Origin of the sequence: Sphingobacterium paramultivorum (assembly GCF_014109745.1) — a bacterium.
GTDB classification, from domain to species: domain Bacteria; phylum Bacteroidota; class Bacteroidia; order Sphingobacteriales; family Sphingobacteriaceae; genus Sphingobacterium; species Sphingobacterium paramultivorum.
Map to the genome: position 1 here is coordinate 2044749 of NZ_CP058555.1, position 13041 is coordinate 2057789.

The following is a 13041-nucleotide window of genomic DNA, read 5'->3' on the forward strand; positions in this document are numbered from 1 at the left end:
TGAAAATAAGCTAAGGTTTCTCATTTTTAAATTGACCATATAATCAAACCTATTTCTTAACAAACTCGCGCACGCGCTCATCTTTAATTACACCCGACCAGTTCAAACCATAACCAAAATCGTAAGCATGTCCGGCTTGATCAACATATACCTCCATATCAAAGGGCACATCCTCTGCTTGCTTCTCTACTATAGCCATATTCGCTGGCATTTGAACCGGTAAAAGACCAGATGGTTCATACTTTCCAAACATAACATCCAATACAGCCTGTGTCGATACGCCAAAATTCAAAACAATACCAGAGACTTCCTTTTCAAACTCGGCAAATACCATCGGCTTGTTGGCAGTTACAGCAACCAGAACTGGTTTATCTTTCATCATATCCTTCGTATCCAATATCGTCTGAAGATCCATCACATTAGCAGCAGTCACCATTTTATTCTTATAAGACCTATTCTTAATCGATGGATCGATTACTGGATCACCTGCAGCAATACTCTCCGCTCTAGCGTTTGAGGCTGTATAACTGCCATACTGCAAGGAAATGGGAACATAGCCATTTCCACCATTCCTGCGATCCCTTTCGCTATACCCACCTTCGGCACTGATCGGGCTCTGTACAAACACGATTGCAAGATCAGCTTCATTGGGGTTATCGGTTACATCGGCATATTTTTGCAAGAGATCAATGTTGGCGGGGTATTCCAATCGCGCCTGTGTATAGTTTCCCCACCAATCTTTCATTGCTGCCCTATACATCTTCGGAACATAAACTTTCTTCCGTCCACGAATAGGCAATTGCTGATCACTATTCTTTAGTAAAACAACGGACTTTACCTGTGCGTCGTAGCCCTCCTTCATATAGAGGGGATTTCCGACAGTGGCACGACTTTCCTCGACATCCAAATATGGATTTTCAAAAAGCCCTACCCGGAAAATATTTAACAGAAGCCTTCTAGCGGAGGCCTCAAATCGTTGTCTCATAAATTTCTGTCCGTGCTCTTTCACACCCAGTTCATAGGCCGTCAAAACAGGAGCCTTATCGTTATTGCCTCCAAATTGATCTACACCTGCCATTAATGCTTTATAATGACGCTCTGCCACCGACAGCTGTTCTACCCCCCAGGGTTTACCTGCAAATCCATCTGGCTTAGGCGCTTCATCTCCCGTAATCAACCAGTCCGAACAGATCACACCATCATAACCGTAGGTGCCACGCAACAAGTCGGTAAGCAAATATTTGCTATAACCATTTCCCACATTTTCACCATTCTTCTTGTCCTGACCAAAAGAAATCGTATAATAGGGCATAACTGCGGCAGCTTTGCTCGTCTTTCCAGTCAACTGGAAAGCTCCATTGACAAATGGAATAATATGTTGCTTCAGATTATCACCTGGATATACCGCAAACTTTCCAATAGCCCAATGGCCGTCCCGACCACCTTCCTCAGGCCCTCCACTGGGCCAATGTTTCACCATAGCATTGACACTCTTATACCCCCAACCTAAGGCAATTTCGTCTTTCCCGCTCGATGTCTGGAAGCCATCGATATAAGCTCTAGCCATGGCTGTGGTCAACTCGGGGCTCTCTCCGAAAGTCATACCAATGCGGTACCAACGCGGCTCAGTACCCAAATCTATCTGTGGAGATAATGCCGTCGTGATGCCCAATGATCGATATTCCGAAGCCGCCACTTGCCCAAAACGTTTAACGATAGCCGGATCGAATGTCGCCGCCATCGCAAGTCCATCCGGCCACATCGAAATTTGTCCCCCTGCCCCTGCATTGAACTCCGCACTGACAACTGCATTATGACGTGGATCGGAACTATTATTCGCCGGGATACCCCATCCCAACCCTTCCACAAAACCCTGCAACTCATTATTCCAGCGGGCAGCGGTTTCCGGATCTTTTACTGCCGTTAACAGGACATGCCTAAGCCCATCCTTCTTCAGAAATTCGCGCTGCTGATCGGTTAGAGCCCAAGGTGAAACAAGACCTTCCTGGTAATTTTTTCCTTGATAGGTGCCAGCCATAAATCCAAGTGCCGGTGCTGGTAAAGCTTGATGTCTGCTGTACAACATAAGCCCAGCAATCTGATCAATAGATAATTTTGAGGCGAGATCTTTGGCACGTTCCTCTGGTGTCAAACGCCAGTCTTCATAACGATCTAATTTCCCATTTCGATTGAGATCCTTAAATTTATTTCCAGCAATGCTTAGGATCTTCACTCCCGAAGTTGTCGAATACCCCAATACAGGGCCGTATTTATTCTCAATCTTTTGGTAAACCTGGGCTTGTGCCGAAAACGTTAAAAATAGACTGAAAGATGAAGCGAATAGTAGTTTCCTTGCGTTCATATAATCTGTTATTTTAATAAATGAGTTCGTAGTCAAAACGTTCGCCTTATCGGCAATAAAAACATTTGGCTTGATACGTTATAATCAGTTACTTATATTGCTTCGTTATGAAGCAATACAATTGTACAACCTTTTTGTTCAATTACAAAATAAAATCAACGAAATAACACAAAAAGCTAACTATCAATATATTGTTTTAACAAAAAAGCCCCTAATGTAATTTTTGACACAAAGTATTGTTCGACTTTTATCGGCCAACTTGCCTCCCATTGAGATATTTTTTTGTAATATTAAGCCAAAGACAGAAAGTACATGGATTTCAGAACACAGATTATTAACGCATCGGCAGAGAGTTATGAAAAATTTCTACCTCACATTTCTGTAGACACCGTCGTCTTTGGCTTCGACCAAGGTTCTTTGAGAATCCTTTTATTAAAAATGAACTACAATAAAGAGTGGTTTCTTCCTGGAGGTTATGTAGGGAAAGAGGAGGATACTGACGAAGCGGTCAAACGTGTACTTTATGAACGCTCGGGTGTAGAGGATATCTTCTTGGAAGAATTTGCCGTATTTGGAAGCCCGCAGCGCAGCCAGCAATCCTTTGCGGATTACCCCGACACACTGTGGAACAAACAGCGTTTTATTTCAATTGGTTACTACGCGCTAGTAAATTACAAACATGTTGTTCCTCAACCTGATTCCTTAAGTGAGACCTGCCAGTGGATCGATTTTAAGGACATCACTGAACTTAATATCACCATGGACCACCGCAAAATCATCAGCAAGGCTCTTCGGACTCTTCGCGAGCGGCTTTCTTACAAACCAATAGGATACAATTTACTACCAGACAAGTTTACACTGCCCGACTTGCAAGGGCTCTACGAAACAGTACTCGGTAAAAAACTTAATCGAGGCAATTTTTATCGTAAAATGAAAAACATGGGTATCCTTCAAAAACTTGACGAACAGCGGAAAGGTGGAGCCCATAAAGCTCCCGACCTCTATAAGTTCAATGTGGAAACCTATAATAATATCTTACAGGAAGGCTTAAATACCTGGTAGTACAATCACCAATACTTTGATACCAAATTTATAATAGACTACAGCATAGTCACCACTGACACAGGCCAACATTCTACCATCGGCTAAACTATCCCGCAAGAAACTGAAAGTCGCAGTACTGAAGTCCAACCTTTACAATTGATCTATACAATATATTTATTGACAATATTTTCCAAATCTTCCAAATCAAAAGGTTTAGATAAAAAATCATCCGCTCCAGCACGATCTGCTAGGGATTGAATATCGTTGTTTGCCGAAACGTAAATTACAGGAATATGGCTAAAGCGCTTATCTGATTTAAGCAATCTAGTCGCTTCAACACCACCTATGTTTGGAATCCAGTTATCCATTAAGATAAGGTTGGGCTCTGCAGATTCCACCTTTTGGATAATATCATGTGAAGTTTCCGAAACTTCAACATGGAACCCTAAATCTGTCAAAACAACCGTTATAACCTCCAAAATAATGGTATCGTCCTCAAATATCAATACCGTTTTTGCTTTACTCATATAAAATAGTTTATGTATACCTTCATTGTTTTACATCAGACACAAAAGATTCACGCCTGCCTGCACCCCCTTATAAGGTATAAAGTTTTTTCCAAATTTTTTGATCCCCTACAGGTGTAAAGTTATGCTGAATACCTGAAAATCGTATGGTTTCTTTACTACCTAATGCCAAATATCCTAAATTTTCTAGACTCGCGTCAAATAATTTAAAGACACGCTCCTGCAAGTCTTTATTAAAATAGATCAAAACATTGCGGCAAAGGATTAATTGAAAGCTATTAAATGAAGTGTCTGATACCAGATTATGGGTAGATAAAATCATTTTTTGCTTTAGATCGGCATTGAATTTCGCCCATTCATAATTTGCTGTATAATATTTCGAAAAATCCTGTTTTCCTCCAGACTCTATATAATTTTCAGAAAAAGATTTTATCTGGCTCAATGGATATACACCATTCCGGGCAATATCAAGTACCCGTGGATTAATATCCGTTGCATATATCAATGACTTGTGATACAGATTCGCCTCTTTTAGCAAAATGGACATCGAGTAAGCTTCTTCTCCTGTGGAGCAGCCTGCAATCCACACACGGATCAACGGGTATGTACCCAATTGTGGTAGAATTTCCTCCCGTAGCTGACGAAAGAATAAAGGATCCCGAAACATCTCAGTTAAGTTAACGGTAATCTCTTCTACAAAGTGCTGCAAAAATGCAGGATTGTCCTTTAATACAAAGCGAAGTTCAGCAAAGCTTGCCAAACGGTCATTCGTCATGATCCGATTAATCCTCCTCTTCATCGAGGCACGGCTATACTGCAAAAAATCATACCCGTAGTCTCGATAGATATCTTCAAGCAAAATATCTATTTCATGGTCTTTTATGATACTATAGCCCAACATTTAGATTAACTGTTCAATTTCACCCATCAATTTATCGACATCAATCGGCTTCGAGACATACGACTGGGCTCCAGCTTCCAAGCATTTCTCCCGGTCTCCACTCATCGCTTGCGCTGTCACGGCAATAACCGGAATTTTACCCATCAAACTCGAATTACGAATTAGCTGAATCGCCTCATAGCCATCGATTTCAGGCATCATCATATCCATCAATATCAACGCCACACCTTTATTCGCCTCCAAGATCTCCATAGCCTCGCTCGCACTCGTGCTGCTCAACACCTGATATCCCTTAGCTTTCAACGTCAAACGCAATGCAAAAATATTGCGTTGATCGTCGTCCACAATTAATATTACCTTATTCTGATCCATATATCAGTTGTCCTCAATTTTCATATAACCACACACGCAATAAAGACAAGAGTTGGTCAATATCCACCGGCTTCGAGATATAATCCGAAGCTCCTGCCTGAATACACTTTTCACGATCCCCGATCATCGACTTTGCCGTAACGGCGATAATTGGTAATCTTGCATAGTCCACATGTTGTCTGATATTCTTAATCGCCTCATAACCATCCATCTCAGGCATCATCATATCCATCAATACAATATCTATAGGTTCTCCGGACATCAATACCTCCAACGCTTCTTTACCATCCATCGCGGGAATTACCTTCACTTGAAATTTCTCCAATGCTTTGGTCATCGAGAAGATATTCCTAACGTCATCATCAGCGACAAGAACCTTCTTGCCCTTCAATACGTCGGTCAAAGCTCCAAGCCCATTGTTCTTCCTCCTAGCGTCGTCTGAATTATTAACCTCAATCAAATGAAGAAACAGGCCTACCTCATCCAGAATCCGTTGATAAGAATGAGCCGTCTTTACAACAACTGAGTCTGCATATTTTTTAATTTTCAACTCTTCAGCCTTGGACAAATTCTTGCCTGTAAAGATAATGATCGGCAAGTTCTCCAGTCCTTCATGTTGTTTGATTGCTTCCAACGTATGGTAGCCCATTTCATCAGGTACTCCCATGTCCAAAATCACACAGTCCACATCCGCCGTGCGTAAAGCTGTAATGCTATCCTCTACATTATCTTTTACTTCAAGTGATATATTAAAACTACTTAAGAAATAAGACAATGCACTTGCATGCTTTGGATTTTCTTCAACAATAAGCACCTTCTTCGGTGAACGACTTAACGCCGATTCAATTCTTTGGAATACCGAAGTCATTTGTTCTAACGCAACAGGCTTATTAATAAAATCGATCGCTCCTTTTAACAAACTTTCTTTCTTCACCTCAAGCGAAGACATAATATGAACCGGAATATGGCGTGTAGCCTTATTGCCCTTCAATTGATCCATGACAGCCCATCCATCCATAATTGGCAATTGAATATCAAGCAAAATAGCAACTGGGTGATATTTCTGGGCTGCTGGAAGTGCATGGTCACCACGAACAACAACTACACCTTTATAGTTTTGCGTATGGGTATATTTCAAGAGTGCCTTGGCAAAATTAACATCATCCTCCACAATCAAAATTACCTTATCGCCTTCTACAACCGTATCCCGATCATCGGGAATCTCCTCCGGGATCCTAATCGTGACCGGATTATAGGTATCTTCTTTAACAATCTCAATGACCTCTTCTACTTCCGAAGATATCTCCTCAACCAATTGCTGCTCCTTGGTCAATAGCTCTTTGACTTCAACTTTAGACTTCGGAATAATAAACAAAAACGTACTGCCTTTGCCAACTTCGCTTTCCAACCGGATTTCTCCACCCAGTAAGCGCGCGATCTCGCGGCTAATGGAAAGCCCCAATCCAGTACCACCAAACTTCCTTCTGGTTGAGCCATCAGCTTGTTGAAAGGCTTCAAAAATAATTTTCTGCTTTTCAAGTGGTATACCAATACCCGAATCGACTACAGCGAACACCAATCGATCACTATCGCTTGGGTCTTCATAGATTTCCAGACGTACTTCGCCTTCTTTGGTAAATTTAATCGCATTTGAAATCAAATTACGGAGTACCTGATCTATGCGAAGCCTATCTCCCTGAAATCTCCGGTTGACCTTATCGCTGATATTCGTTTTTAGCATCAAGCCTTTTTCCTGTACAATCGGCAAAAACAAACTATTCAAATCCGACAAAATATCATTCAGATCCAACGACGCATAATCCAAGGTCATCTTACCCGATTCAATTTTGGAAAGATCCAGAATCTCATCGATCAACGTCAACAAACTCGTTCCCGAACTTTGAATGACTTTAGCCGATTCAATCTGATCTGAATTTAAGTTTTCCTCTACATTCTCCGATAGCAAGCGCGATAGAAGTAATATTGAATTGAGCGGTGTACGGAGTTCGTGGGACATATTAGCCAAAAACTCGGATTTATATTTAGTACTCAACGCCAACTCTTCGGCTTTCTGTTGAATTTCCTGATTCCGTTCGGCAATCATTAAATTTTTATCTTCAAGCAATCGCGAGCGTTCCTCTAATTCTTGATTCGACTGCATCAGTTCCTCGTGTTGCACTTTGAGCTCTTCCTCTGACGACTGCAAACGCAATGTCTGCGCTTCCAATTCCGTATTCAGGCTTTCAAGTTCGGCATGCTGCGTCAACAGCTCTTCAGACTGTACCTGGGTCTCTTCCAACAGGGCTTGAATCTTTGCCCTTCCCTTTGCTGAGACAAGGGCGATACCAATCTGTCGGGCACATTCCGTCAAAAATGTCTGCTCTAATACTGTAAAAGGCTCCATCTGGCCAATTTCCAATACGCCCAGCACCTGACCATCAACCAGCATCGGTAAAAAAAGGATATGCTGCACACCGATCTTTCCATTGGCAAAACTGACTACATAATCCTTTGCATTTAGATTATGTAGTGCCTTGGGCTCACGATCCAAAAATACCTGCCCGATATAACCTTCTCCTGGCAGAAAATACTTTTGAGTCTGTATATCCAAGCCATATACCCCTGATAGCTGCAGCTTCTCATCATTAAAAATATAAATTGCACCACTGACTGATTCCGTATAGCCGACAAGACTTTTAATGGAATCCGTAGCAATAATATCTTCACTCTTATTTCCCACCAATCCCGTATAGAGTTTAGCATAACCTGCATGAAGCCAGTCATTATCCGTTAGCTGATCAAATGATTTTTTCAACGCTTTTGACATCCTATTGACGGCGTTCGCAATTTCGCCAAGATCATCATCTCCGGCTCCCTCTACCTTAACATCATAATCCCCCAATGCGATACGATTGGTAATCCTCTGAACCAAATTTAGTCGTCTAGAAATACCTTCATCCTTCTCACGTAGTGATTTTTCAAGCGCTGAACGTTTCAAGAAGTCTGCACGTAATCTAAAATAAAAATAGGATGTAATAATAAGAGAAAGCAGCGCACTGATGATAATAAACAAAGTTGTGATAAACGAAGAATTGTCCAGATCAGCCGACTTTTTGTCAATATTATCGTCCTCATAATGAATAATAGCCTTGATAATCGCCCGACACTTATCCATAGCCATCTTACTTTCATCCAAATGTGCTAAACTGACAACTCCCCCCTTTCTTTTAATATCAACAGACTCCTTTAAAATAGCTAAACGCCATTGTGCAGCAGTCAATAGGCTATCAACCCGAACTTTTTGTACGGGATCCATCTTGGTCAGCGCTTCAACTTCCTGCAATTCTCGAGGAAGGCTTTTAAGTGCCATATTAAAGGGTTCCAGGTAACTTTCCTTGCCTGTCAGAAGAAAACCTCTATTACCCGTCTCTGCTCCTTGCAATGAGCTAAGCAGACTATTCGACGTACTGATAATTTTGCGTGTAATAGCAAGTTCCTGACGGTGTCTATTCTGTTCCTGAATACCTAGATAGGATGCCGTAGAACTGATTAGCAGAATAATCAAAGAAAAGCCTATTCCAATCGTTAAATTATTGATTGTCTTATTATTTGGCATCTACAGGTAAATTTAATGGTAAAGTAAAATAGAAGGTGGCCCCTTGCTCACCTGAACTTTCTACAGCAATCGTGCCCTGGTGACTACGGATAATTTCGGCACAGATATATAAACCTATGCCTAGTCCCTGAAAGTCAAATGACGTTTCCTCCACGCGGTAAAATTTCTCAAAAACATCGGCTTGCTTCTCCACAGGTATCCCTATGCCAAAATCAATCACACTGATTTTCACAGCATCCTCAACGAGGGTGCAATCAACGATGACCTTCTCGGTTCCCGCAGCATATTTATATGCATTTGTTAGAAAATTAACTAAAACCTGCTCGAGACGAATCTCATCGCCGTAAATCAGCAAATCGCCAATCTCTCCCTGGCGATAAAGGACCATATTGCTCTGATCGTGCGTTTGAATAATCGAATCAATGGCGCTCTTGATCATATGCTCGAGTGAAAACACCTTCTTGTTGATCAATAGCTTGCCGTTATCGATCTTTGATAGATCGAGGAGATCACTAATTAAACTATTGAGTTTATCAACCTGCCCCTGAACGCGGTTCACATACTTTGCTTCAGCACTCTCTTCCTCAAGCTTAAGCTTGCGGTCCAGCAATTGCATATAGGCCTTAATGCTCGTCAAAGGGGTTTTCAGTTCGTGACTGGCGATACTCAAAAATTCATCTTTCTCTTTTTCCGCCCGCTTCTGGGCGTCAATATCGGTAAAGGTCCCTACCCAGTTGCTTTCGCTATTTTCTAAGATTGGCCATACACGCAACAAGTGGTACGAATATTCACCACAAACGCTCTTTTTCAAGCGAACTTCCATCTCCAGTGGTTTGCCCGACTGAAGACTCGCATGGAGCTCGGCCGCAATAGATCGATCTCCCGGATAGGTTTGCGGAAAAATAGTAGCATCGTCCGAAAACTGAAACCAACGACCATTGACAAAATCAATGTTCCCCCTGTTATCACAGGTAAATGCAATTTGAGGCAAGGACTCTAAAAGAGTATGCAGATAATCCACTTTGGACCGGAGCTCTTTCTGTGCCTGCTTACGCCGCTCTACCTCAAGTTCCAACGTTTGCTGAACGTCTTTCAGGGCCTGGGTTTGCTCATATAAACGATAAAATGTCTTGACCTTCAACAGGAGAATATCTGGATCAACCGGTTTGGTCACATAATCCAATCCACCCGAATCATATCCCTTTGTGATAAAGCGCTTGTCGGTATTCACTGCCGACAAAAATATAATCGGTGTCTCCTTCGTTTTGCTAAATCCGGCAATATTTTCAGCAACTTCAAAGCCATCCATATCCGGCATCTGCACATCCAATATAATGAGTGCGTAATTATATTTTAAGATCTTTTTTAATGCTTCTTCGCCAGATTGAGCGGTATCAACTTTAAAATTTTTGGATTCCAGCAATTTTTGTAAAGAGTAAATATTATCCGGATTATCATCGACAATTAATATCATAGTGTATTAAAACTTAGCATCAAGGTTAACAAATCTAAAAAAATTAACTGAATACCCCCAATATAAATAAGCAATCGCAGCGCTAAATTGAAAACGCGACAAATAAGTAAAACTTTAGCGCACGAAAGCCTGTTTTAATGAGATATGATACGTTTTACATCAAAAGGTATTTATTGCGTTCCGGGCAAGTTTTATCTCGATCCATGGCAGCCTGTAGATCTGGCCGTTATCTCCCATGGACATGCAGATCATGCCCATGTAGGAATGAAGAAATACCTCTGCCATCATTTTACGGTCAATATCCTACGAAGCCGCATAGGTCCAGACATTCAGGTTCAGGGTCTAGCCTACAACGAAGCGATATCCATCAATGGCGTCCGGGTATCACTCCACCCCGCTGGGCATATTATTGGTTCTGCCCAGATACGCCTGGAGTATAAAGGTAAAGTTGTCGTTTTTACGGGCGATTACAAGATTCAGGACGATGGCTTGTCCACGCCCTTTGAACCCATAAAGTGCCATGAATTTATTACAGAAAGTACATTTGGCCTCCCAATTTACCGTTGGGAATCTGTCGCAGCGCAAAATGAACGCCTACAAACTTGGATTAAAACCAACCAAAGCAACAAAAAAACGTCCGTTTTTATCGGGTATTCACTTGGAAAATCCCAACGTATCCTCAACGCTGTTCATGAAATGGGCCCTGTTTATGTCCATTACAGCATTGCCAAATTAAATGAAGCCTACAGTTTGGCGGGAATAAAATTGCCGGATTATCACATCGCCGACTTAAAATCGGACCTCAAACAACTAGACAATCAGATTGTTCTGCTTCCACCAGCCTTGCTGGAAAGCCAACTGCTCCAAAAAATACCACATGTAGCTTATGCGATCTGCTCGGGTTGGATGCAGATCCGGGGGGCGCGACGGTGGCGTAGTGCCGACGCAGGCTTTGCGATCAGTGACCACGCGGACTGGACAGGCCTGCTACAGGCTGTCCGTGGCAGTGCCGCAGAAAAAGTCTATGTCACTCATGGACAAACGGCGACATTCGCCAAATACCTCAATGAAATCGGCGTTGAGGCCGAAGAAGTGACTACACACTATGGTGATGAAGAGGATCCGCAAACCCAGACAACTTAATAGCCTATGAAAGAATTTGCCACATTGATCAATGCGCTTGATAGCAGCAATAAGACCAATTTGAAAAAAGAGGCTATATTGGACTTTTTCAGAACGGCTACAGAAAAAGACAAAATCTGGTTCCTGGCCCTGATGACCGGTAAAAGGCCCAAACGCAGCATCGCAATAAAGGACCTCAAAACATGGACTTTAGAAATTACAGGGATCCCCGAGTGGCTATTTATCGAATCTTATGCCGCTGTCGGCGATCTCGCCGAGACCCTGTCCCTATTGCTACCACCGCCCGCAATGCTGATCGAAAAAAGTCTGGGTGAATGGATGGACGAGATCATCGCCCTCCAGGATGCCACCATAATGGAAAAGAAAGCTTTTGTGCTCAGTTCCTGGAATACATTAAACACTGTGGAGCGCTTTATTTTCAATAAGCTTCTCGGCGGCAGCTTCCGGCTCGGTGTTTCCGCCAAGGGACTAATCAACACAATCGCACATTATGCGAATACCGAAGCAAGCGCCGTGGCGCATAGTATTATGGGGCAATGGAATACACATGAGGTTGAATTCGACAAACTAGTCAAGGGTGCTTACAGCAACACCAACCGCTCCAAACCGTATCCCTTCTGCCTTGCTTATCCTTTAGAAAAAACACCCGAAGAACTTGGCCCGATAACGGAATGGCAAGCGGAATACAAATGGGACGGTATACGTGGCCAGATTATCAAGCGCGAAGATGAGATACATATTTGGTCTCGCGGCGAGGAACTCGTAACCGCACAGTTCCCCGAAATTACCGAAGCTCTCAATCAGTGGAAAGGAAATTTTGTGCTCGATGGTGAGATCCTCGCTGTCAAAGATGGCCGTGTGCTGAACTTCTCCGAGCTGCAAAAACGGATCAACCGAAAGACCATCCCCAAATCACTGCGTGAAGAAGTGCCTATTTCTGTCTATCTATATGATATCCTGGAACTGAACGGCATCGATCTGCGCAATGAGCCCCTTACCTATAGACGTGCGCTGCTGGAGCAATGCTATGAAGCAAACCCTCCAGGTACATTACAGCTGTCACCTTTGGTACATGCAGCAGACTGGTCCGCGCTTCAGCATAGCCAGGCAACATCCCGTGCGCTAAACAGCGAGGGACTGATGCTGAAAAAGAAAGACTCACCCTATTATACAGGACGCAAAAAGGGTGGCTGGTGGAAATGGAAAGTCAACCCCATGAGCATTGATGCCGTACTCATTTATGCACAGAAAGGAAGTGGCCGTCGCAGTGCACATTATACCGATTATACTTTTGCAGTACGGGACGGTGATCAGCTTGTAACAATTGCCAAAGCCTATTCGGGGCTTACAGATCAAGAAATTCTGGAGGTGAGCCGCTTTGTAAAACAAAATTCACTGGAAAAATTCGGCCCTGTAAGAACGGTCAAACCGGAACTTGTTTTTGAAATTGCCTTTGAAGGTATAGGATACAGCAAACGGCATAAATCGGGTATTGCACTGCGTTTTCCAAGGATATTGCGCTGGCGAAAAGACAAAACAGCAGCAGAGATCGACGATCTTGAAGAGGTTAAGAAATTGATACAATAAAGAATAGAAACAATA

At 42.6% G+C, this 13041-nt stretch carries 10 protein-coding genes; 3 read left to right on the plus strand and 7 right to left on the minus strand.

What is annotated here, in order from left to right; translation table 11 throughout:
• Positions 1-49 precede the first annotated feature (49 nt).
• Positions 50-2362, minus strand: coding sequence for a glycoside hydrolase family 3 protein (locus tag HS960_RS08975; protein ID WP_182332204.1), 2313 nt, complete (start codon positions 2360-2362; stop codon positions 50-52).
• 312 nt (positions 2363-2674) lie between these two features.
• Between HS960_RS08975 and HS960_RS08980 the strand changes: the two genes are divergently transcribed.
• The gene (locus tag HS960_RS08980) at positions 2675-3424 is read left to right on the plus strand and encodes an NUDIX hydrolase (protein ID WP_182332206.1); all 750 of its coding nucleotides are present in this window, start codon (positions 2675-2677) and stop codon (positions 3422-3424) included.
• Here HS960_RS08980 and HS960_RS08985 read toward each other — a convergent pair.
• The 6 genes from HS960_RS08985 to HS960_RS09010 all read right to left on the minus strand — a co-directional run bounded on the left by HS960_RS08985 (position 3410) and on the right by HS960_RS09010 (position 10296).
• Positions 3410-3553, minus strand: coding sequence for a hypothetical protein (locus HS960_RS08985; protein WP_182332208.1), 144 nt, complete (start codon positions 3551-3553; stop codon positions 3410-3412). The genes HS960_RS08980 and HS960_RS08985 overlap by 15 nt on opposite strands.
• A 14-nt stretch (positions 3554-3567) precedes the next feature.
• Positions 3568-3933 carry a response regulator gene (locus HS960_RS08990; RefSeq protein ID WP_153847546.1) on the minus strand — a complete coding sequence of 122 codons (366 nt, stop codon included), beginning with the start codon at positions 3931-3933 and terminating at the stop codon, positions 3568-3570.
• A 70-nt stretch (positions 3934-4003) separates the two neighbouring features.
• Positions 4004-4834 (minus strand): CheR family methyltransferase, encoded by an 831-nt coding sequence (locus HS960_RS08995; RefSeq protein WP_182332210.1) that lies wholly within the window; start codon positions 4832-4834, stop codon positions 4004-4006.
• Entirely contained in the window at positions 4835-5206 is a 372-nt protein-coding gene (locus HS960_RS09000) for a response regulator (RefSeq protein ID WP_153847548.1), read from the minus strand. It lies immediately after the preceding gene.
• A 13-nt stretch (positions 5207-5219) separates the two neighbouring features.
• Positions 5220-8822, minus strand: coding sequence for a response regulator (locus tag HS960_RS09005; RefSeq protein ID WP_182332212.1), 3603 nt, complete (start codon positions 8820-8822; stop codon positions 5220-5222).
• Positions 8812-10296 carry a hybrid sensor histidine kinase/response regulator gene (locus tag HS960_RS09010; protein ID WP_153847550.1) on the minus strand — a complete coding sequence of 495 codons (1485 nt, stop codon included), beginning with the start codon at positions 10294-10296 and terminating at the stop codon, positions 8812-8814. Before HS960_RS09010 ends, HS960_RS09005 begins: the two co-directional genes overlap by 11 nt.
• Positions 10297-10440: 144 nt before the next feature.
• Here HS960_RS09010 and HS960_RS09015 point away from each other — a divergent pair, with 144 nt between their 5' ends.
• Both HS960_RS09015 and HS960_RS09020 read left to right on the plus strand, forming a co-directional pair.
• Positions 10441-11439, plus strand: coding sequence for a ligase-associated DNA damage response exonuclease (locus tag HS960_RS09015; protein ID WP_153847551.1), 999 nt, complete (start codon positions 10441-10443; stop codon positions 11437-11439).
• A gap of 6 nt (positions 11440-11445) precedes the next feature.
• Positions 11446-13026, plus strand: coding sequence for an ATP-dependent DNA ligase (locus HS960_RS09020; protein ID WP_182332214.1), 1581 nt, complete (start codon positions 11446-11448; stop codon positions 13024-13026).
• The last annotated feature ends 15 nt before the right edge of the window (positions 13027-13041 follow it).